A 22,621-nucleotide genomic window follows, 5' to 3' on the forward strand; every position below is an offset into this window, starting at 1 on the left:
AACAGACTCATACGAATTTTATGTTACCCCTAAAAGAAAACCCCTTATTTTACTTGAGGTTTTCTCATCCATGTTAATCTCAATCTTGGGGTAATATTAAATTTAGAAGGTATTCTTCCTTTACCTTTTTCAGTAATTTCTACCTCAACAAACTCAAACAACCCTCTGAGTAGTTTGTTCTTATCTTCTTTTTCTTCTAAAGTTAAATAAGCTTCAAGCATATCTTTTATTTTTTTTCTAAATTCAATTGGAACAAAATCATCAACAACATTAATTGTATTATTCAATTTCTCTTTTTCTTTTTGAAGTTTCTTTTCTTCTTCATTCAACGCTGTCATTCTTTGGGTGAAAATTTCATCTGTATAAAATCTAGACTCGTACTTTTCGAATACAAATTCTTTCCTATTTACTACATCTTTTAATTTATGTTCAATTTGTTCTAATAGTTGTCTATTCACGTTGGTTAAATTATCATTTTCACTTTTCTTCTTCATCATTTCTGTAACATATTTCGTTAACTGCTTGTCATCTAGTTCATTTAACTTTTTTAAATAATCCAAAATAGCTTTTTCAACAGATCTGTACTTAACACTCATACATCTACCTTTTTGACATTTTAAAAATTCTTTAATGTATAAGCTTTCGGTGCCATCTTGTTTCTTGTATAATTTCTTCATACCACGTCTAATTAATTTTCCACCACAAACCGAACAAGTGCAGACACTAGCTAACTCATGTGGAGAAAAATCTAATGGATTCCGTGGATCAGGAGTTTTATTACTGATCATAGTTTGTACTTTATCAAATGTATCTTTATCAATTATCGCTTCATGAGCATTTTCAACATATATATGTTCATCTTCAGGTCTTTCAATTCGCTTTCCATTTTTAGTTACCTCGGTGGTTCTAAACTTTATAAGCCCAGTGTATAAATCATTGGTTAATATTTTTTTTATCTGAGCAACACTCCAATTTTTCTTACCTCTAGGAGTTAAAATACCAACATTGGATAAATGACTTGCAATAGCCAAATAACTGACCTTTCTACCGTTTAGTCCATGTAGGAATAAATCATATATTAATTTGACCGTCTGAGCCTCCTCTGGGGCAATTTGAAGCTTCTGGGTATGTTTGTTATAGGAATAGCCAAAAGGAGCTTTACCGGATACCCATTTGCCCTGAGAGGCGTATACATAGCGAGCGCCTACCATACGTTCTTTAATCATTTCGTATTCTTCTCTTGCTAAGAAGAGTTCAAAACGAATTTGTTTCATATCCATTGGGTTCCTTGGATCGTAAACTTTATATGGAGTAATGATTACTAAGCGGTTCTCTGTGATTAATTCAATTATTCTACCTGCGTCAGTATAATTACCCCTACTTAAACGTGATAGTTCTTTAACTGCTACAGCTTGAAAATGACCAGATTGTAATTCTTTCATAACTTCTTGAAATACAGGTCGTCCATCAATACTTTCCCCAGAACCTATTTCCAATTTAAGTTCATACGGTAACTCAATATTGTTTAATACATTTACCATTAATTCTCTTTGCTCTGAAAGTGTATCTTCACCTGTTCGCTTTTCACGCTCTAAATCCTGCCTAGAACGTCTCAAATAGCCTAGTATATTTGTTACATTATGTGATTGTACGGATTCTTTTAAGCCCAATAATTCCACTCCTTTTGCGTGTGTTAAAAATTAAATGCTTGTATTAATAATTATATTTTATGGTAGCAAAAGCTTCAACTAAAATATGATCGAATTAGATATAGAAACATTTTTAATGATAGGGGAGAGGTTGAAGGGACTTGAGGGAGGTGTAAAATTAAGTAGGGGTGAAGAAGGGAGAGAATATAGTTGACTTCGAATAAAAACTTATTTCGATTCATATAATACCTGTACAACAAGAGTTCTCTTGCCTACCTAATAGGAGAGGAATTAACCTCTCCTAAAGAACTAAATTTCATTAATAGTAATCGCTGAATTTGAAAATCTCATTTCATACTTACCACTGGATGATCCAGTATTAGTACATCTCACTACAAATTCTCTAGTTGAATTAGGAACAATTATAAATGATAGTATTCCTTGTGGAGTTTCATGCCAAGTACCATTAACATTTGTAAATATTGCGTAATTATCTGCTTCTGGAGGGTAAGTATTAGTATTTGCATCTACGACTCTCAATGCTAACCAATCAGTGGTATCAAACAAAGGAGTGACTGTTATATGATAAACTTTTCCCTGAGTTAATGTAAATCTTCCTGTCGATGTATTATAGGGAATGGTTCCGTTCACCTTTGAATTAAATATCAAGTTAGTATTTGCACTTACAGTTTGATTTGTAGTAATTCTTCTACAGTACAGGTATTCTTTTTGTACTGGTGAATTAGAATAAACTACTCCATTAATTGTTAATTGGTTATTAGCGTTAACACCTAACTTATCTAAACTCTGTTTATTAGCATGTTCGTGTGAATTAGCTACTGCATTATCGATTGAAGTAATTGTACTTGTTGGTTTATTCTTAATTTCACTCCAATCCATATCACTAAACACAACTTTATTATTAACCTCATCTACCTTTATAATTTTCCCATTCTGACCACTGTAACTACTAGGAGTATCTTTCAACTCAATGAATTCATCTGAAAAAGTAAATTCTCCAATGAAATCCCATATTCCTAACTGTTCAGAATATACATAGAGACTTCTCCCACCAGTTCTAGATTCATCTGCTAATACAACAACTAATGATCCATTTGTAGCAGTTGTTATTGATGTTAAGTCTGCATATCTTTCTACTTTACCCAAATATTTCATTCCACTAGTTAAACTAACTAAAGTGTCATTTACTGCATTAATTTGATTCTGTATATTTGAAGTTGTCCCACTTAACCAATTGTTTACATCTGCAACGCCTATTGTTAATCCATCGACACTTTTAACCTTTAATTCATTCGACACAAGTGCAATTGTTACATTATCAACCTTGTCACTTAAATCATTAGATACATTTATTATTCTAGTATCTACTTCCTCTTTGGAATAAAATTCAGTATGAGTATGTACGACATCTGCTTTACCGTCTAGACCATTAGTTATCTTATCATTTAATAATTTAGCTGCATATGATGTCGCAGCAGTGTTAGTGTCTGTACTATCTATTGAATTTGATAGTGGAGTTGAGCCTCCACCACCAGAAGAACCACCTATTATTTTATTATTAAACATACGTATCCTCCTAATCTAATAAATTCCAGCCCAAGTAAAAGGGATACTATCTTCAACTATTTTGAAACTGTAAATAGGAGGGTGTTCAGCACCAATGCTAAATCCTTGTCCCGATCTAACAAATAAAGGTTCATCTTTACCATTGATAAGAACAGTACAGTCAGCATCATTATTGAACGTAAAATAAACAAAGTTATATCCCGAAGTCCAGTTTGATGGAGGAGAAGGTATAATTTCTTCATTTGCTATACTTATTTGTGGTTCAGATGAGCCAATATAATAACTTCCTATTCGAAAACCCATTGATATTGTCACCTCAGATTTTTATTTTTTATATTTAAAAGGGAAGAGGGGAAGTCAATAATGTAATTTCCCCTTGGATTATGTATTACTTATTGTTCTTTAATTCATCTAAATATTGATCAGCTTTCTTTGCGGCTTTAGTATGAGAATTGTTCTTCCAGTACGCCCAAGAAGTTGCTACTACACTAAATACAATTGTAACTGCAGTCTCAACTTGTGTATCATCAAAAGGAAGTGGACTCCAACCAGCTAACATTAAACTTTGATTCACCAATGCGATAATTAATACGATTGTTCTTACCCATAACATTTTATTCATTTCATATTCCTCCTAAATTTAATTAAAATAAAAAAGAAGTAGGGAGATTAATCCTACTTCACAATAATGTTCGCTCCAGTTGATGGTGCAGCATAAATATTTACCTTACCAAAATCGTCAGTTTGGATAGTATAGATATCTTTCTGTGGACTATCTAAAACGATATATTCTAAACCTCCGAATTTCTTCGGATTGAGATATCCTTTTTCATTACCTTTAGTGCACGGTTTACCTAATGGATAAACTCTCCAAGAAGAATCAGTTTTAGGAAGAGATACATACTTCTTCTTTGGAACTTGTTTGACAGGTTCTTTTTTCACTTCTTGTTGCGAAACACTTCCTACAACTTTTGCACCAGTAGAAGGAGCAGCATAAATCTGCACTTTTCCATAATCACTTGTTTGTATGATATAGACATTAGCTTGAGTTTCGCCAAGAATTTCATATGTAAGCCCTCCAAATTTTGAAGGTTTCAACATACCTTTTTCATTACCCTTTGTAGGAGACTTATCTAATGGATAAATTCTCCACGTGTCTGCAGTTTTTGGTAATTGAATATAAGCTTTTTTATCAGGTGACTTAGAAGTATTCTTTTTAGGTTCGTCTTTTGGTTTTGACACTTCTGCAGGTTTAGACTCTACTGTCTTACCGGATAGACAAGCACCAATGTCCTTTTTAAAAGAAGTGAAACCTGCTGGATTGCTTACCCAAAAAGCAGGACAATTTTTTCCTGTAATATCATAATGGCGGTAAATATCATTCTGATTCAAATTAAACTTCTTGCATAACTCAGTTACAATTTGAATAGTTCTTTTTAATGTATCAGGATGTAAACTGCCATCTTTTTCAATGCACATTTCGACCCCAATAGAAGTAAGGTTCGCACCTCCACCTTTATAATAAGAAGTTGATGCAGACAATTTAGATACTCTACAAGCTTTTTCATTCGCATGATAAGCTACTTCATCAAGTGGAATAATTAATCTAGCTTCATTTTTATCAACAAACAAATGAGCAGAAGCATATCGTTTGGCAGTAATACAAGTACCATTGAAATAGTCTCTTTCGTTTTTAGCGGTTGCTCCAGGAGTAGCAGTGTAGTGAACAACAATACCTTTTACACCAAGTAGTTTTAAATTCGGACGAGTATATTCGTTTATTTTAACAAAATCTTCTTTCCAAATAGCCATTTTCAATTCCTCCTAAAAAATAAAAACACACCTTCGAATCGTGTGTTTTAGTGTTCATTTATTTTCTTATTATCAATTTCTTCTAAACGCTTCCAAATATCATTAATCCCAATATCCATTTTTTCTGTCTTATTTTCTAGTGACTGTAGGCTAAATTCAATTTTATCTAGTGTTCGTGAGGTTCTTTCTAAGGATTCATTTGATTTTTCTAAGTGCTGCATTAAATCTTTTTCCCTTTGTAATGATTCAACTTTATGTTCCTCATACAATTTTTCTAACTTTAACTCACGTTCCTTGCTTTCACTTTTAGTATCTTTTATCCAAGCATTGATAACTCTAAAGGCTACAATTAATCCGATGATAAATAGGATACCAAAGACATATTCTGAGGATGCAATTCCTTGTACTGTTTTTACGTCCACATCTAGACCTCCTATCAAATTATCAAAATATATTTACATTTCTCTCACCTCCGTTGTATAATAATAGGTGAGGGGAGTAGTACTCCTTTCTATGATTAAGTTCATATTCAAAGAGGGGACTTTGTGTTAAGGCTAAGTCCTCTTTTTAATTTCCATAAAAAAAGAGAGAGTTAAAAATAAACTCTCTCAATCTCTCTAATACTCTTGTTTTCTCCGTTTTTCATCGTCATTTTTACATTAAAATATGGTTTTTATTCAGATTGTTAAGCAACAGGCTCATCGACTGACAGTGGCTTACCGTCTGTATCTAGCCCCATAGAATACAATTCATCTTGAACTGTAGGTTTTAAATTGTCTGGAACAGATTCATAAGTCCTTCTCCCATTAATAATTAAAGTACAATATACAACTACCACTTTAACTTCCTCCTTTGAAATTTTATTAAATGAAAACACTGCCAATTTACACAACACTGTTTTCATTTTTATCCAATAAATCCTGAACCATTAATCTTAATTGTTCAGGAACATCTTCAATAGTTTTACGACCAGCCAAAATAAGTTGAAAATAAATTTGTTCCAATAATTATCACCCCCGTTGTATCAGTTTAATTTAAATTTAAAATCATCTCATAAACATCTGCTAATGCTGACATAGTATCTAAATTTTGCTTTTTCAATTGTTCATTTTCTTCCTTTAATATGTCTATATCTGATTTTTCCTCTGAGGTATATCTATCGTTTTTTTCTTCTTCACTTAAAGCATCAAACCATTTAACACCATCAAAACAAGGTTTGAACAATCCATCAGGAGGAGGGATATTAGTCACTCTTTCATTTTTAAAATAATTTAATTGTTGTATAAAATAACCATTTTCATCATATTCATAATACATTTTCATAACCACCTATCTCATTAGAGTAAGACCAGTGAAATCAACTGCGTTTAAATTCCCTTTTGTTGGAATAGTTACTCTGCCAGAGGTAAAAAAATTCAATCTAGCAAAATCAGTAGATCCTCCTCCGATACCCCCTGTAATTTTAAACATTGCTAATCTAGGAGAATCATCCGATGGTAATTTAAATACCATTGAAGCATCATCATCTGTTGCACCCAAAACTCCAGGTTTTATTATTCCTTTAAATAATAGGCGGTCACCACTAACTGCATATTTTAATTCACTTCCAGTTGTATAAGTAGTCCACCCGTTAAATAGACTGAGTGGCTTCCAATCTAAACCTTCTAATATAGTGGTTGAATTTGCGTTTGCCAATCCACCTAAAGTACCACCAGAAGAAACATCATTTCCCGATAAAGAGTTTCTATCACCAGCGTCTGATCCAACAGCTATACCAAAACTTGCTTTACCACTACCCAATGTAGTTATGTTACCATTAACAAAATTTCTAGTTGCTCCTGTATAAATATTGATGTTTGAATAAGTACTATCTACAGTACAATTTGAATCTAAAATATTATTTGATATATTACATCTTTGTGCGTTTGCCGATAAATTTATACCAGCGAGTCCACTGTTTTTTACCGTTACTCTAGTCACCGTTATGGATTTACTTTGGTCATGAATAAAAATCCCATTCCCTATATTTCCATCAAGAACAGAATTATTAATAATTGAATCTGTCGAACCTGTGAAGTTAATACCGTTTGCGTTAGAACTCGTTATGTTGACGTCATTAATAACTATATTTTTGGAACCATTAAATACTGTGATACCGTTTCCACCAGAGCGAGAAATGGTTGCTTGATTAATGTGGATATTACTACCATTTGATATCATTATTGCATTCGTGCGAATATCTTTAAAATCATTATTATTTATCATCCCATCATATCCACCATCAGTATAAAAACCATTTTCTGTTCCTCTAAAAACATTATCCTTTATTTTGAATTTCTTAAAATTCAAGGCACTGATTCCATGACTTAATAAATTATCAAATTCACAGTTTTCAACCAAAATATGATCATGCCATAATTGTGATCCTTGCACATGTGTTCCTACACCAGCTCCACAATTTTCAAAAGTACAATCTCTGACTGTAATATACTGACAAATAGTATTGTCATAATCTCCAAATAGTGGAAAGTTATCATATGAACTTGCTAGATCAATTTGAATTGCTTCAGAATAAGTTCTATTGCCTAGAAAAGTACTGAATTTACATCTCTCTATGAGTACATTTTTGGATGAATTTATTTCAATATGATGGATTTCTCGAACATTTTTTATCGTAACATCCTGAATCAGTATGTTTTCAGCATGACCAAAGACTATTCCACCAATCATATTTGTCATGTTTTGTCCATTACAATCAATTGTTCCTCCGATTATTTTTATATTTCCGTTTCCATTATAGCCACTGAAATTATCTGTAGGATTTCCATTTCTAAACACACAATAAATATCTGCATTCGGTATAATTACTGCATTGATACTCATTCTTATGTTAGTATTTGCTTTAACAACCAATGATTGAGATATGAGATAAGTTCCATCTGGAATATAAATGTTACTTGATTCATTTAGTGCTGATTGAAGTGCAGAAGTATCATCTGTAACTCCGTCTCCTTTTGCGCCAAACCATTTTACGTTAATGGATCTATCAGTAAACTCATTAATAATTTTTTCTGTAAGACTCCTACCTGTACCTTTAAAAGTTGATATAACACCCAATCTATCATCATTTACATCAAATCTATCTTTTAAAGAGTCATATACTGTACCATCTTTGGCTATATAGGCATTTTCTATTTTGATTTGTTCGGCATCAATCCTATCTTTTGCAACACTATATACTTTCCCATTATGATCTATACGTATATCAACAACTTCGTTTGGTTGTGGAACAGAACGAATTTGTTCATCTACACGAGCTTTTTGTTCAAGTATTCTAGTATCAATATCATCAAATTTATCATTTAATACCTCGATAGAACCATTTTTGTCTTGATTAATCCAAATTCGAGAACTGGGAAAAAAGTATGCCCCTTCACCTAAATATGTAAATGTCAATGAAGTATTATTAAAATTTGAATTAAAAAAGACTACCCCATTAGGATAGTCAACTTTGTATGTATAGTCATCAAGTTCACCGTCTTCTATTTCGTAAAGTGGAAATTTAGACCCTGTTACTATGACTTTATTAAATCTATTAGGTATTTCGGTTAATACAACTTTACCATTTACCACAAATAATGTTTCCGATATCGGGATAAATGGATCACGAACAGTACCTTTTCTTCTTTTTGATAATATAGGATCATTATATATAAATTCCATAGTTTCCTCCTCATTATATTCTAATTTTCAGCAATAAAACTGAAGAATATCGCAAAATAAGTGGAAGTAGTTGGGGCTGAACCACTCTTTCCATCTATACTTATAACACCGGTGTTACTGACAGAAACTCTAGTAAAGGTAGGAATATTAGATTCTATAGAACTCGGACAAATAAAAACATTACTAATGTATGGTCTATATCCAACAGGCAAAGTTGCAATGTTTATTGGTAAAGAGGTAATATTTTTTAAAATTCCTCTAACATATACAATCTTACCAATCTTACAATATGATAAATCTGTTGAAGTTGCATAAATTTGTACATTATTTTGAAGAGCAAGTATATTCCATGTAGGTGAATTTAATAGAGTGTTCCAATTATTTTTATCGTTATCTGTAACGAATCTATGTGTAGCATCTTCCACTATCATAGTTGCAGGGTGTGTGCTAGGGTGAGTATAGACAGTAGATTCTACTCCATTTATTAATATGTTGCCATTTATAGATGAAACACCAACCACTGTTGAATTGTCAGCTTTATTCAATGATGCTTGTACGTTAGAATCTAAATCATACTTAGATATACCTGTAGATGGCTTTGTATATTTACTGTTTGCTAAATCATAAGTTGCTTTTACAGCTTTAGGAGTAGCTGCAGTTGACTCATCTGTAGAGTTAATTGCACTGTTTAATTTAACAATGCCTTTTTGTGTAGTTGAAGCATCTTCTATATTAATATTGATTTGTGCAGAAGGTATCTTCCCATTTGGATCAAGCGTAGCTACACCATTGGGCTGACCTATTAATTTACTAGAAACAAAATCTGATGGCTTGTTTCCTTGTAACGTTTGCGCATCCCCTTTAATAGAAACATCCATAGTACCGTTGCTATCAGTTACAATAATGGAATTGGGCTGATTGGTTGTAGAGGGAATATACCCTCCTACCGACCCAGCATTTGTTGCAACCCAATTTGAACCATTAAAAGTGTTATCTATTGGAGCGTTTCCACTCGTATCTGTCCATTTATCTCCTTTTTGAGGATTAGATGGAGCAGTAGGAGAGACTGTATGAGTAATGCCATTTAATTTCCCATTTACATTAATTATTGGACTTGGTTGGTATGGGTTTTGATTTGGTAAAGAAGGGGTGACGATATCAGAAAGTAATATTCCATCAGGATTAATATCATTGTCTACACGTCTATAAGCCCTAATGCCTAATGTATAATATAGGTTGGTCGGTACTGATGGAAAAGTATAAGCCCGCTTATCGAGTGTCAGATCAACCAATGTTTCATTTGCCATTTGTGAACCAAATACATATTTTTCATTTGAACTGTCTGCATACATATAAACAATAAAGCCATCTATGTTATCGGTATCTTTTTTTGTCTTTGTGTAATCCCCATAATTCCATGTGAAAGTAAGGTCAACTGATCCATTATCATTTAATTTGTGAATAACCGCACTCCCGTCTGATGCCAATGTAGGATTAGAAGGGGGGGCAGAGATACGATCGTTTCTTAAGTTGTAATTATACGCAACAGATTCCCAATTAATTTTTCTTTTGTTGTAATCAGTATTTACTTTATTGATTGTATAAAAAGCACTCGCTAATTTTTGTTCAACTGAATCTGGTCTTTTAACATTAGTGATAGTAAGTTCTATTGATTTACCTTCATAATCAAAACTAATTTCACTTATCTTTGCCTTTACATCAATATTCAGCTTTTCATGTTTAACCTTAATAATGTCTCCAATGGATAATCTATCCCAGTTGTGCTGTTCCTCGACTACTTCAAAAAAGTCAATGATACCTAATGATAAATTAATAGGGGGGATGTTTACTGTTTTTAGATAGTTAACTCCAGCATTATATAAATCTTCGTTATTAATTTGGTTGTCATCAGAATATTCATCTTCAAAAATATAATTATTTAATTCCACCAATAATTCAGTTGAGAAGTTATTTTCAATCTTTAATAACTCATTTAAGTCTGAAATAGACTTGTTGTTTGCATTAATTTCAGATTGTTTAGAACTAATTTGGGATTTTTTTGTTGTTATTTGTACCTGTTTAGAATCTCTCTGTTTAATTAGTTCCGTTGTAGATTGACCTAACTTTTTTGCGATAGTAATTTTATCTAAAATCTCTTGTAATTGTTCATTTAAGCTATTTAAATCAACATTTAAAGCAGTTAATTCTTCTTGCAGTTTTCTTTTTGTTGATAATAACGTTTGAAATTTTGTATCATTCTTATTGACTAAAGTATTGTAATCCAAAATTGCATGACATAACTCATCGGGCATAAAATAGCTATGAGTTTTAATATTTTTTTGAGCATCACGCTCAAAAGGGTAGAGGAAGTATGAAAAGTCATCAATATAAGATTGACCGGTTGGATTTACAGAATTAATGTAGACTCCATCTGAACCACTAACATAAAGTCTAGTTACAACTTGATCAATATCTATGCTTTCTTCAATATTTTGAAGGTATTTTCCGTATTCAATCCAAAATCCTTTATATGTTGAGAGTTCTTCCTCTTTATAAAAATGAACTAATTTATTAACGGTATCATATTGTACAACTGCATTGAAGGCATCACAAATTTGATTAGCAAAATCAAGTTTATTTGTACTTGCAATATCAAATGATTTATACTTTAAGTTAAACTCGGGATTTATATATCCAATCTTCCAATTCGTACCTTTGAGCCAATCTGTTGCTACTTGTAAGCAATTTTTAGGAGTCACTGAATAACCAATTAATTTCTTATAAGTTAATTCATATTCTAAAGAAAAACATGAGACAGTTAACCAATCCTCAGTATCTGAACTTGGTTCTTTTTTTGTAATAATATATCTTTCTTCCTTGTTCCCAATTAATACTTTAATAAGAAATCTTTCTCTTAATTTATCAACGATTGGATTTCTTTTAAATTTATTGTTGATAACAATATCATAGGGGATAGAGAATGATAACTCATTTACTCCTACAAATTTAATTGTTTGTTTTTTGTTATTAGAATCGGCGATTCTCCCAATAGTAGTACCACTAGGTGTCATTAAAAATAGTTGTATTCTTTTTGGTTTTAGAGACCTATCAATATCATATAAACCCATTTTTCATACCTCCTTTCTCATGAAATAAATTTATATTTATACTGAAATCTAACTTTGCAACCAGAACTGATTTGAATACGATTTTTCCCATAATAGAAGGGAAGATAGTAATCATTAAAATTTTCGAATCTATATGTATTCGGAAGATTAGTTTCAATGAGTTGATTATCTCCGTTTAAATATATCTCCTCTCCGTTTTTCAAGCCAGTTAGCCTTGTTTGACTATTTGCTCTACTTAGGTTTGTGATTGAAACATTACCATCTCCAACTTTCACAATATCTATTTCAGGAAGAATATCCAAATCTCCTAAATTATCAATTTCGATTATTTGTGATGATGTTGAACAGTCATACCATTGTGTAACGATGTCATGCCCATATGCAAAAGGGGAGTCACACCTCATAGTAAGTGTTAGATAACCTTGTTTTAAACCATTATGAATTAAGTTAGTTGATTCAATTGGCATACAGTAATATACTCTATCAATATCCTCACTAAAGAATAGAGGTTGATAAAAACCAACATTTAGCCATCTTGCCACTTCACGAAGTTTATTGTCATCCCAAGTATCTAAAAATGAGAAAGATAATTGAAAAGAGATAGGTTCTTTAGTCACTTCAAAAAAATATGGTTTGTCATTGCCACGGATTTTTACTTCTTGAATTGTCCGATTGGATATAAAGTTTTCTTGGAATAAACCCTCTGAAATAGATACATTATAAATTCCAAAGTCAGTTGATTTTCTTTCTGCGAAAGAGAAGTATAAACTTTCACGAATCATTTATTCACCTCATTTCATAGAAAAAGAGCCGATATTAATTCGGCTCCTAAATTTTCCCACCCATAGATTTAACACCATTAACAACCTTAGAAAGTATGAACTCTGCATCTTTTTTCGTTCCATTTAAATTCTCAACTTGCAATGTTAGATGATACGTGTTTCCGGCTAAAATAGGTGTTTGCCTTTGAGTTAAAAAATTAACCAAATTATTAACGTTTGTAAACAAATTAGGGATATTCTTAGGAGGTACTTGTAATTCTCCCACTAATGATTTAACAACCTGCTCACCTGGCTTTACATTAAATAATTTATTAGCTATTTCAGTTAAACGATTATTTGTACTTGGAGTAGAACCAACGATTCCCCCATCATGATGTTTCGGTAAATTAGAAGGTTTTTTCACACCAGGAATTATGACAGACGCTTGATCAAGCAAAGTAAGAAGATTATTTGAAATAGCATTACCTAAATTCTTGGTGTTAGTTTTAATAAATGAATAGAAATCAGTTAATTGTTTTGCGATATCTTTTGTATTACCTTTAACGATATCCGAACGCATTTTAGCCATAGCTGTTTCATCATTAAGTATGTCATCATAATGTTTCGTTATCTCATCTTTTTGCGCTTCTAAATTCTGCTTACGTAGATCAGTATTATGTTGATTCATGGTGTCCTGAATTTCTTGTTGCTGCTGTTGTAACTGTTGCTGCAATTCTAGTCTCTTTTTCTTTGCTGCATCGGAATCATCTAAAGCAAGTTCATCAATCTGACTCTGAATATCTTGTGCAGACTTCTGTTTATTAGCCAAGTCCTTTTTGTATTGATCCTCTTGAGACTTCTTATCAATCTCATTAATCATGTCATCAATAGTATCCAATGCTGCTTGTTTTTGTTGTTCAAGAACTTGTTTATAAGTATCCATAACTTTGTCAGCCATCTGTAAACGAACATTCATGATATCTTTTTCAAGATTTAATAAATCAGTTGTGCGTTTTACAAGATCATCTTTTAAAGTATCACGTTGAGCTGCAGTTAATTCCTTATTGTTTGCAATTTGATTTTTTAGATACTTTATAGCTTGTTCATCATATGACTTTTCCTTATTCATTAAGCTAATTTTTTGTTTCTGTAAATCTGCCCATTGCTTAGAGTTTTCATTGACCTGTTCCATTTTATAATCAATGTTGGCATAGTCATCTTGAAGCATGTCTTTTGAATGGTCATATTGAGCAAGCTTGGCATTTACTCTATCAAGATATAATTGTTGAATTTGATCATTAATATCTAGGATTTGAGATTGTAAGTCGATTAAATTTGATTTAGCTTCATCAATTGCTTGTTGTTTGTCAGCATTAGATGATGAATTAGAAGATGAAGCTGTTACCGAACCTGAACCAGCATATTTACTATAAATACTATTTGCATAGTTTTGACGAGCACCGACTGCAGAACCACCAGAACGTTCAAATAATCTTTCAAAACCTGCCGCAAGAGTGGAAGCACTTGAACCTGAATTAGAAAGAAGATAAGATAACGTTTTCTTTTCTGAACCATTTAACTCTTTCCATAAAAAATCAAGTTGAGTTTGAAGGTCAGTGTAACTAGTACCCCGACTTTTAGCAAAACTCTTAAGATTAGTTAAACGACCACCTAACCATTGAGCAAGACCTGTTGCACCGGATGAAGGATTGACAATAGATGTGCTAAATCCAGATTCTTGTTGTAAATTACCCATGATACCAGCAACTGCACTGTCCGAAAGACCTTTTGATTTAAAGTAATTCCAAATGACATCTTTAGTGCTACCACCTGATGCATAACTTGATGATTTAGAAGGGGAAGAGGTAGTAATCAAGCCTGTCTGTTTAATGTTTCCTGACTTAATTTGCTTTTGTAAGTCTTTAGCCTGTGCTTCTAGGATAGATTTTTTCTCTTTGAGTAGAGCAAGTTCTTTCTTAAGAGAGTCTTGGTATTTAGATGAATACTGAGAATATTTATTCTGAATTGATTGTTGTTTATCTAATTCTAAATTTACTGCCTCAAGTGCTTTTTTATATTTATCTGAGATGTATATAGATGACTGAGTTGATTTATTAGCACTTTCAGTAGCTTTTTTTGCGTTGGAAGTTGATTTATACACTTTTCCATCATAATTTACTTGATCTGCCAGCTTTCTCGTTAAAGAATCGACAGATGGTATTAACTTGTCAATTTCTATTTTTTTCGCAGCGTAAGCTTTTCTCGTTTCATCCAAGCCTTGTCTTACTAACCCTGTAGCATTTCCTTCCGCATCAAGCATATCCACACCTGTATTATATGCATGAACATAAGCTTCTTCCATTTTTGCTAATGCCTGTAATTCAGCGTTCATTATTTCTAGACGATTTTTAGCTGAAACTGCTTGATTAGTAGTCATTACTTCTTGAGCAGAGGCATGTCCTTCAGTAACCTGCTTCAGTGCTTTAAGAAGGATATCTTGACTCTCTGCTTCTTTTTGGATAGCTCTTATATTAGCACTTTTTCCATCTACGAGGGACGGATATAGACTTTGGAGCTTTTGTAAAGCATCTGCAAGAAGGTTCTGTTGTTCTTCTGATTTACTTTGTACGCCATTTAATGCTTCATATGTACCAATAAGTGAGAAAAGACTGTCAACTTGATCTTGGGAAACTCCGGCTATTTGTTCGGCAGTTGTTTTTAATTGCTCTTGACCCCCAGCAGCTTCATAAGAAGTATCTGCTAATGTTCCCATTGCATCTGACAAATCTGGAATTAAAAGTAATTCACTTTGTAACTCTTCAGCAGTTTTACCTGTGCTTTTTGATAAAGCATCAAAGTTAGTGGAGGTAGCTACTGCATTGTTAGCAGCTATGCTTAATTGTGCAGATAATTTATTTAAGTCTTCACCTTTTAATCCTCTATCTTTAGCGAAGTCAACCAAAACTGTTTTAATAGAGTTAAATGTATCTAATGCCTTTTTCTTATATGAATCTAAAGCGTCTCCATTTAATCCCTTTGCAATTGCTTGGTTATAATCATCAATTGCTTTTCCATATTCAGTGAATTGTTTAGTGAATGTTGGACTATTTCCAACGCTATCTGCAAAATCACTAAGTATTTTATCTAGTGTATTTACATCTGTTCCAACATTTGAAACCAACATTGCATAATCACTGGCTAATGATTTAGATGATGCTGATAATTTATTATTTGCATTAGCATTTGCTTGAACTAGAGCTACAGTTGAATTTGCCATTTTACCTTGAGCGCTTTCAACCTCTAATCCAAATTTATTATATTCGTTATATGAATCTTTAAGATGTTTAATACTTTTATCTAACAAAGATATTTCAATATCGTTTCTTTGTTTTGTTGTGTCATCTATGGAGCCACTTTTATTTGCTTGAACTAAAGATGCTCTTTTTTGCTCAAACTTTTCTAATTGTTTCTCTATATCATTTAAATCTTTTATGGTGGAAGATTTTAAGTCATATATACCTTGAGATTGAGCTTCTCTAAATACTTCTGCTAAGTTGGTTTTTAGATTAATAAGTGATTTTTCTTGTTGACTTGTATAATCCTCTAATTCTTTCTTAGCAGTATCATATTCTTTTTTAGAATCCTCTTTATCTTTTGCGGCATTTAATTCCAATTGGACTTGTAGTTGTCTCTCCATCATTTGGAGCTTAAGCTTAGAATTATCTGCACTAATTAATACTTTATCGCCAAATTCCGTTTCGCCTGTGACTAGTGAAGGCATCAAAGTAGCAATCTTATTCTGAGTGTCCTTATAGTCTTTTAACTGACTATTTGTATATTTTCCACTCGATATGACTTTCTCAAGCTCTCCGTATTTATCAATAAGTCCCGTTAATTCGGATTTATTTTGCTTATAGGAATCAAGCATTTCTTTATTTTTTTTATCAAAATCTTCTTGTGCTTGTCTAGCTTTTGTTACACTTGATAATATAGCCTCAGTTATTCCCCCAATAGCCATTGAAGCTAGCCCGATAAGTGTAGCTGCGCCTAAAGTTTTTAAAGAAATACTCAACGACTTAGAAACCATTTCCATTCTTGTCATTTCAGCAGTTCCAAATATTATATTGGTAGCTAACGTCCTCATATTTTTACTTAATAATAAAACAGAAGAACTTATCAATCCAAAAATTAGAGGAAGACCACCAACTTTTTCAACTAATTTCGTGACTGCTGATACAATTGAACCAAAACCTTGTACAGCTTGAACAAAAGTTTCTGTAAGAAAAGCATTACCGAGTGCAAGAGCTAATTTTTGAATCTCAAGTTTTGTTTCTTGTGCTCTTGCAGTTAATGATTTCATGTAAGTGTCATTTTCTCGTTCCGCACTACCAGCTGATTCAACTGAAGACTTGTAAATGTTTTTATATAATGAATTAGCGGAAGCAAGATCATCTAAAAATGCACTCATCCTTGATATTTGATATTTTCCAGCTAATCCTTCAATGACAATGGATCTGTTATATTTGTCCATATCTTTAAGTTTATTAGCTACTTCTGTGTAAATATCCATTACTTGACGCATATTACCTTGATTATCAAAAATACTTACACCAATTGATTTCAGTGCATTTTGAGCAGTTTTGCTTGTAAGACGTGGAAGAACGCTCTTCACAAAGTCGCCTATTACTTCCCCACTTTGTTTAGTGGAAACTGTCACACTTCCGATTATTGCATTAAGTTGATCGAAGTCCAGACCCATAACTCGTGCAGTTGCACCAGCTTTAGACTGTCCTTCTGCTAGTTTTTCAGTTGTCGTTCCAAAATTATTTGATATATTATTCCATGAATCGACAATTTTCATTGCTTCATCAGTATTCATTTTCCATTGGGTTAAAACTGAAGTTAAGTATCCAGCAGTTTGTTGTGATGAAAGCTCTGCTACGTTAGATGCTACAAGAGCAGCATCTCCAAGTTGTTTTAATTCATCTGCTTTATAACCTTGCTTGGCGAATTCAGCATAGGCATCTAAAACGTCACCAAGTGATTTTGCAAATTCATGCGCACTGGAAGTTGCAGATTGCATTACCTTATCAAAATTAGTATCTTGATCCATAACTTTCTTTAAAGAGGTGAGTTTGTCATCAACGGTTATAATGGTATCTATAAATGAATTAAACATTCTAATTGTGCCGTAGAAAGCTGTTGTAGTTGTCATCCATATGGGAAATTTTACCATTGCTACACGTAACGAATCCACAAATCCCATTGAAGAACGGGAAGCTTCTGAAGCATTAGCTTGTATTCGCCTAAATCCTAGTTGTAATTCTTGCATTTGATGATTTAGATTAGGGGTAGTTGCATTTAACTTGTTTACATCTGCAACCCATTGTTTTAAAGCATTTTGATCTACAGTTTTAGAGTGGGTCTGTAATAATTTATCAGCATTAATTTTAGCTGCTTGTTGATAAAGTGATAATTGCCTTTCTAATTCTTTTGTTTTTTCTTTAGCCTTTGAAGAGTCATCCATACGTTTTAATGACTGTTCTATACGATTTAATTGCGATATATCCTTAGAGGAATCTATAGCCGTACTCATTCGTGCTAGAGATGAATTAGTAACTTGACCAATATTATTTAATTCTATTAATTTAATTCTTAATTTTTCTTTACTAGCTATTAATTGATTTGTTAATTTTTCTTCAAGTGCTGTATTTTTAGTATCAGTTATTGAAGTTACTTCATCATTTGCATTTGTTGTGATTTTTCTTTTATTGACACCATTTTGGTTAGAAAGAGTAGTAGTTTGTCCTAGTTTTTTTTGTTCTGCATTTAATCTTGTTATGATATTAAGCTCTTTTTCATAACCTTGATTAACTTCATCAATATACACTTTTTGCTTATCTGCCGATTCTTTAGCTGCTTTAGCAATTTTAGAAAATTCACCATTCAACCCATTAAAGAATGTATATTTTACACGGCTACCGTCTGGGAGAATTTCCTCCTGAATGACCTTTCCAAAATCTTTAGATACACCTGCTAATTTCTTCATTTCATTATTGAAGTTTTGAATGGTTTTTAGAATATTATCATTTACTTCAAGGTTTATCTTGATTTTATTTATTTTCTTTTCGATTCCTCTGAGTGCCATATTAATCTCATTTATAGATTTACCGACATTCAGTGATCCAATAATCTGTATTTTTAAAGGTTGACTCATTCAATATGCTCCTTTCTTAAAAATAAAAAAGAAGCATCGAATGAACGATACTTCTTATTACTTGATATTTATCCCATATTCATTTTTTAATGTTCGTTTCGCTTTATCCATATCAATTTTTGCTTGTTCCATATCTGAATTTTTACCTATATAATTAATTTCATTATAAAAGTATTCTGATACAACATCTTTAAATTTTTCATCTTTTTCATCTAGTTTAGTTACACGATTAAAGAAGTCTTTATGGTTATTAAAACCATCATACATTTTATTTTTTAATTCTGCCTTATTAATATCTAGTACAATATCGGTTCCTTCTTTGAATGTATCTTTATCGATGTTTTGTTTATTAGAAGTACATGCTGATAAAAGTAAAATGATTAGCAATAGAAAAGGGGAGAGGTATCTAATACTTTTCAATGGTAAAACCTCCAATATTTATGGTTAGTTAGTACCATTATATTCAAAATTTAAAGAAAATAAAAGTGTTCACTATGATATTTTTAATTCTGAATGTTTCCTTAAGAAATAGGGAACAATTACGTCATTGTTCAACATTAATTTATTTTTAATTAAAGTATAATTAAAACTATGGTAATCTCTCAACTTTCCATTTGAGGATACGTATTCTTTTATTAATGAGATAACTAATTCCGCATTGTTTACTATGTCACTTTCCCACAGATAAAGAATTTCAACTCCGTATTGATTTCTAATAAACGTATGTTTTTGTTTATCTTTTTTCATATTTTTGAAATTCATTTCTTTAAATTCTGATATATTTGGGAACCTAAGATGACTTGAATGCCAATAATCTCCCATAACTTCAATCATTAAATTATGTGAAGATAGATAGTTATCTATTGCATAATATGTACATATATGTTCATTTTCATATGCTATGTTCAATTGTTCCAGCATTTCATTTACAATACGTTGTGGTTTTGTGTTTGTTTTATTCTTATTAAAAGATACCCATCTAACATGATTCACTGGCTCACTATTGAGAAATTTGATTTGACACTCTTTTGAGCAAAATCTAGCTTTATCTTTTCTGTTTTGTGCAACCTCAAAACCTTCACCACAAACTTCACATGTCTTTTTAACGTTGCCTTTATAATTCCTATTATTTTTACCTCTATTGTTCTTTCCTATTAATTCATTTTGGCATTGTCTACTACATGTTATAAACTCTTGTTCTCCATTTAAAACAGCATCATATCTATATTTTTTAACTTCTATTTCTTTTCCACAATTAAAACAATCTAATTTTACTCTAGTATTATTAGGACTTCCATTAATTCGTCGATAAGAATTATAACAATTTCTATCACAAAAATGATGTTCCCTAGAAACTGCTATTGAATTTTTTAAATTATAATGACTACTACAAAAATCACAAATTACTGAAATTTCAACTTTAGAATTTTCTTGTAAATCTTCAACTCTAACTGTAAAGAATTCACCTAATTTTGTAAAATGATACCCTTTTACGATATACCAATCTTTATTTGAATGATGCCATCTAGCCTGAACTTTCTGTCCTTCAACAATCATTTCTCATTCCACCTTTATCTTAATCAGTCTATAAATTCCTTCCCAATATAAAAAAACTTGTGAGTGTGAAGTGGGGAAGGTGGATAAACACTGTAATCCGAGGTAGCTAATCTCAGACCACACTCACAAGGTAAAAACTATTATTATATAAATCTCAAATTATCCAAATCTCAAACTATATGTAATTACTCAACAGGTATTCCATTTTCATCGAACATTTCTTCCAACTTCACATTAAAATCATGTATCTTTAACACTGTTCTGACTCCTTGATGATTAACTGCGACAATTTCCAAGTGACTTATACTATCTTCATGTATTAAGTATCCTGTTTCCAACATCGCTAATTCCTTATTATTATGTTCAACATCCTTTGAGAATACAGCATTAATTGATCCGAGTATTGATGGTTTCATTAGTAAGATTCCTCCTAGCGTTAATTTGGTGTTAAAGTGGCATCACTTTGATTCTATATTAATGCTAGAATATTCATCTGTCAACAATATTTTAATAATTTACTAAATATTTCTTTTAAACTATCAAATCTCTTGCAAATTACTAATGTGTAATGTATCATGGTATCAAAGTGACATCAAAGTGATAGCACTATTTATAAACCTGTCATAGATGGAGGTTATTATGTCTGAATTTATGCGTTTTTCACTTAGAATACCATCTGATCTACACAATGAACTAAAACAATTAGCAGATGAAGATATGAGAAGTTTAAATACTTATATTGTTAAAGCATTAGAAAAACACGTTGCAGAAGAACAAGGAAAAATGTACATTGACATTAAAGTTGCAGACCAAGAAAACAACAGAGGACTCCAAAGAGACACTCAACGTCAAATGAACCTTAGAAAACCAATCCGAGATGAACAAAGAGTTGCTGAAAATACATCTAAATACAATAAAGAATAACCAAGAGTCCTAGAGACTCTTTTACATATATCCATCCCTTGACAATAGGGGAGAGTACCGTATATACTAACTATACAATATCAATTTATTTCACAATATAGGGAATCAAACTAGCCAAAATAGGGAGTCAAGAAAGTGTCATAAACGTTGTTATATCAATGTTCTTGGTACTTTTCACGTTTTTCTCTTATTACTTCTTTATCTTCATCATCTACACTCTTATTGGGATTAAATATACTATCCTTAAACAACATATAAGTATCATATTCTACAACTTTACCAGCACAGTGTAAGAAAGGATTGAAATATACTACTGGTGGTAATTTGTGACGTTTAATTACTTTTACAACTTCATTCTTTTCTAAATTATCAAGTGTAGAAGTCATAGCATTCTTACCTACACCTATCATTCTTCCCATTTCCTCTAATGTTAAATACTCTTTATCAACTATAATTGCATTAGTAGGGAAGTCTATAAAACTTGTAAAGCAGCCTATAAATGCCAATTCATTTTTACCTAACAGTCCAGTTTTCAATAATTCTCTCATATCACCACGAAACACCTTATTATATTGATATTTATTTTTGATAGGGAAACAAGCATATAAAGAACCTTGAAGCTTCCTTATTCCTAATTGGGGAAGTTTTTCTATGTCTCTACATGCTTTCTTATAGTCATTTAATTTATTTGTTATTTCCTCATGAAATATGTTATGGAAATCTTCTTCTGAAATTAATTCACCAGTATCTCCACTTACAATTTGATCGTTATGTATAAAATATAATAAATCTTTCTGTTTGTTTTCATATGCTTCTTGCATTCAAATCATTCTCCTCATATCATAAAATTCACATCAATTTAATTATATTATTTCCCTCGTTCTATCCAACGTGCAAAAACTTCTTCACTTTTTTCATTCCTAGGAAACTTAATGTAAATGTCACCTTTACGACCTTTACCAACTTCAAGTACTCGAATTCCATTCAGCACAAAGAAATTAGCTTGCATAGGATTGTAAATGTAGAAATGTTTTTGTTCCATCATATCACTCCTCATATCTTATTTTTTATATTTGAAAGGGAATAACCCTCACATATACTATTATAGTAATTTAATTACATATTAACAACTAATTTTTACTCATAAACACAAAAATCCATCTCATTTCAAAGTGTCTTTTTCTATGTACGAATAGGGAAGGGAAGACAAATAAAAAATCCCCACAATTCAATGTGAGGATCAATCTCCAGTATATGCGTGTG

At 31.8% G+C, this 22,621-nt stretch carries 19 protein-coding genes; 1 reads left to right on the top strand and 18 read right to left on the bottom strand.

The annotated features are described in order from the left end of the window. Positions 1 to 44 precede the first annotated feature (44 nt). The 16 genes from CWO92_RS23470 to CWO92_RS23540 all read right to left on the bottom strand — a co-directional run bounded on the left by CWO92_RS23470 (position 45) and on the right by CWO92_RS23540 (position 20,850). Positions 45 to 1,670 (bottom strand): sister chromatid cohesion protein PDS5, encoded by a 1,626-nt coding sequence (locus tag CWO92_RS23470; RefSeq protein WP_101356621.1) that lies wholly within the window; start codon positions 1,668 to 1,670, stop codon positions 45 to 47. A gap of 288 nt (positions 1,671 to 1,958) precedes the next feature. Continuing rightward, positions 1,959 to 3,236 carry a tail fiber protein gene (locus tag CWO92_RS23475; RefSeq protein WP_101356622.1) on the bottom strand — a complete coding sequence of 426 codons (1,278 nt, stop codon included), beginning with the start codon at positions 3,234 to 3,236 and terminating at the stop codon, positions 1,959 to 1,961. A 15-nt stretch (positions 3,237 to 3,251) separates the two neighbouring features. After that, the gene (locus CWO92_RS23480; RefSeq protein WP_101356623.1) at positions 3,252 to 3,539 is read right to left on the bottom strand and encodes a hypothetical protein; all 288 of its coding nucleotides are present in this window, start codon (positions 3,537 to 3,539) and stop codon (positions 3,252 to 3,254) included. A gap of 85 nt (positions 3,540 to 3,624) precedes the next feature. Continuing rightward, positions 3,625 to 3,858 carry a phage holin gene (locus CWO92_RS23485; protein ID WP_101356624.1) on the bottom strand — a complete coding sequence of 78 codons (234 nt, stop codon included), beginning with the start codon at positions 3,856 to 3,858 and terminating at the stop codon, positions 3,625 to 3,627. A gap of 53 nt (positions 3,859 to 3,911) precedes the next feature. Beyond that, positions 3,912 to 5,048 (bottom strand): peptidoglycan recognition protein family protein, encoded by a 1,137-nt coding sequence (locus tag CWO92_RS26195; RefSeq protein ID WP_235851666.1) that lies wholly within the window; start codon positions 5,046 to 5,048, stop codon positions 3,912 to 3,914. 47 nt (positions 5,049 to 5,095) lie between these two features. Continuing rightward, positions 5,096 to 5,470 (bottom strand): hypothetical protein, encoded by a 375-nt coding sequence (locus tag CWO92_RS23495; protein WP_101356625.1) that lies wholly within the window; start codon positions 5,468 to 5,470, stop codon positions 5,096 to 5,098. Positions 5,471 to 5,733: 263 nt separating this feature from the next. Then, a complete protein-coding gene (locus CWO92_RS23500; RefSeq protein WP_235851667.1) occupies positions 5,734 to 5,886 on the bottom strand; it encodes a CD1375 family protein in 153 nt (50 codons plus the stop codon). Between the two features lie 46 nt (positions 5,887 to 5,932). Continuing rightward, positions 5,933 to 6,052: a CD1375 family protein gene (locus tag CWO92_RS26420; protein ID WP_268877622.1), complete on the bottom strand. Its 120-nt coding sequence runs from the start codon at positions 6,050 to 6,052 to the stop codon at positions 5,933 to 5,935. A gap of 25 nt (positions 6,053 to 6,077) precedes the next feature. Then, entirely contained in the window at positions 6,078 to 6,365 is a 288-nt protein-coding gene (locus CWO92_RS23505) for a YomQ N-terminal domain-containing protein (RefSeq protein ID WP_101356627.1), read from the bottom strand. Between the two features lie 12 nt (positions 6,366 to 6,377). Continuing rightward, on the bottom strand, positions 6,378 to 8,771 hold the full coding sequence (locus tag CWO92_RS23510; protein WP_101356628.1) for a right-handed parallel beta-helix repeat-containing protein: 2,394 nt from the start codon (positions 8,769 to 8,771) through the stop codon (positions 6,378 to 6,380). A 20-nt stretch (positions 8,772 to 8,791) separates the two neighbouring features. Continuing rightward, the gene (locus tag CWO92_RS25160) at positions 8,792 to 11,899 is read right to left on the bottom strand and encodes a phage tail spike protein (protein WP_133120608.1); all 3,108 of its coding nucleotides are present in this window, start codon (positions 11,897 to 11,899) and stop codon (positions 8,792 to 8,794) included. Positions 11,900 to 11,916: 17 nt separating this feature from the next. Then, positions 11,917 to 12,681: a distal tail protein Dit gene (locus CWO92_RS23520; protein ID WP_101356629.1), complete on the bottom strand. Its 765-nt coding sequence runs from the start codon at positions 12,679 to 12,681 to the stop codon at positions 11,917 to 11,919. 46 nt (positions 12,682 to 12,727) lie between these two features. Beyond that, a complete protein-coding gene (locus CWO92_RS23525; RefSeq protein WP_101356630.1) occupies positions 12,728 to 18,877 on the bottom strand; it encodes a phage tail tape measure protein in 6,150 nt (2,049 codons plus the stop codon). Between the two features lie 57 nt (positions 18,878 to 18,934). Beyond that, positions 18,935 to 19,297, bottom strand: a complete 363-nt coding sequence (locus tag CWO92_RS23530) for a hypothetical protein (RefSeq protein WP_101356631.1) — start codon at positions 19,295 to 19,297, stop codon at positions 18,935 to 18,937. A gap of 72 nt (positions 19,298 to 19,369) precedes the next feature. After that, entirely contained in the window at positions 19,370 to 20,434 is a 1,065-nt protein-coding gene (locus CWO92_RS23535) for a PDDEXK family nuclease (RefSeq protein WP_101356632.1), read from the bottom strand. A 185-nt stretch (positions 20,435 to 20,619) separates the two neighbouring features. Continuing rightward, positions 20,620 to 20,850: a hypothetical protein gene (locus tag CWO92_RS23540; protein WP_101356633.1), complete on the bottom strand. Its 231-nt coding sequence runs from the start codon at positions 20,848 to 20,850 to the stop codon at positions 20,620 to 20,622. Between the two features lie 223 nt (positions 20,851 to 21,073). Between CWO92_RS23540 and CWO92_RS23545 the strand changes: the two genes are divergently transcribed. Next, positions 21,074 to 21,358, top strand: coding sequence for a toxin-antitoxin system HicB family antitoxin (locus CWO92_RS23545; protein WP_165786764.1), 285 nt, complete (start codon positions 21,074 to 21,076; stop codon positions 21,356 to 21,358). Positions 21,359 to 21,513: 155 nt separating this feature from the next. On the opposite strand, the gene CWO92_RS23550 is transcribed toward CWO92_RS23545, so the two are convergent. Beyond that, positions 21,514 to 22,179, bottom strand: a complete 666-nt coding sequence (locus CWO92_RS23550) for a hypothetical protein (RefSeq protein ID WP_101356635.1) — start codon at positions 22,177 to 22,179, stop codon at positions 21,514 to 21,516. A gap of 47 nt (positions 22,180 to 22,226) precedes the next feature. Further along, positions 22,227 to 22,400, bottom strand: a complete 174-nt coding sequence (locus CWO92_RS25685; protein WP_207767831.1) for a hypothetical protein — start codon at positions 22,398 to 22,400, stop codon at positions 22,227 to 22,229. Between the last annotated feature and the right edge of the window lie 221 nt (positions 22,401 to 22,621).

Origin of the sequence: Heyndrickxia camelliae (assembly GCF_002844575.1) — a bacterium.
Lineage (GTDB): Bacteria > Bacillota > Bacilli > Bacillales > Bacillaceae_C > Margalitia > Margalitia camelliae.

Excerpts from the sequence above, each read along its gene's own strand:
- CWO92_RS23545 (WP_165786764.1), top strand. The coding sequence starts at position 21,074 with ATGTCTGAATTTATGCGTTTTTCACTTAGAATACCATCTGATCTACAC.
- CWO92_RS23485 (WP_101356624.1), bottom strand. The coding sequence starts at position 3,858 with ATGAATAAAATGTTATGGGTAAGAACAATCGTATTAATTATCGCATTG.
- CWO92_RS25685 (WP_207767831.1), bottom strand. The coding sequence starts at position 22,400 with ATGGAACAAAAACATTTCTACATTTACAATCCTATGCAAGCTAATTTC.
- CWO92_RS23475 (WP_101356622.1), bottom strand. The coding sequence starts at position 3,236 with ATGTTTAATAATAAAATAATAGGTGGTTCTTCTGGTGGTGGAGGCTCA.
- CWO92_RS23540 (WP_101356633.1), bottom strand. The coding sequence starts at position 20,850 with ATGAAACCATCAATACTCGGATCAATTAATGCTGTATTCTCAAAGGAT.
- CWO92_RS23510 (WP_101356628.1), bottom strand. The coding sequence starts at position 8,771 with ATGGAATTTATATATAATGATCCTATATTATCAAAAAGAAGAAAAGGT.
- CWO92_RS23505 (WP_101356627.1), bottom strand. The coding sequence starts at position 6,365 with ATGTATTATGAATATGATGAAAATGGTTATTTTATACAACAATTAAAT.
- CWO92_RS23480 (WP_101356623.1), bottom strand. The coding sequence starts at position 3,539 with ATGGGTTTTCGAATAGGAAGTTATTATATTGGCTCATCTGAACCACAA.
- CWO92_RS23535 (WP_101356632.1), bottom strand. The coding sequence starts at position 20,434 with ATGATTGTTGAAGGACAGAAAGTTCAGGCTAGATGGCATCATTCAAAT.
- CWO92_RS25160 (WP_133120608.1), bottom strand. The coding sequence starts at position 11,899 with ATGGGTTTATATGATATTGATAGGTCTCTAAAACCAAAAAGAATACAA.
- CWO92_RS23525 (WP_101356630.1), bottom strand. The coding sequence starts at position 18,877 with ATGAGTCAACCTTTAAAAATACAGATTATTGGATCACTGAATGTCGGT.
- CWO92_RS23520 (WP_101356629.1), bottom strand. The coding sequence starts at position 12,681 with ATGATTCGTGAAAGTTTATACTTCTCTTTCGCAGAAAGAAAATCAACT.
- CWO92_RS23550 (WP_101356635.1), bottom strand. The coding sequence starts at position 22,179 with ATGCAAGAAGCATATGAAAACAAACAGAAAGATTTATTATATTTTATA.
- CWO92_RS26195 (WP_235851666.1), bottom strand. The coding sequence starts at position 5,048 with ATGGCTATTTGGAAAGAAGATTTTGTTAAAATAAACGAATATACTCGT.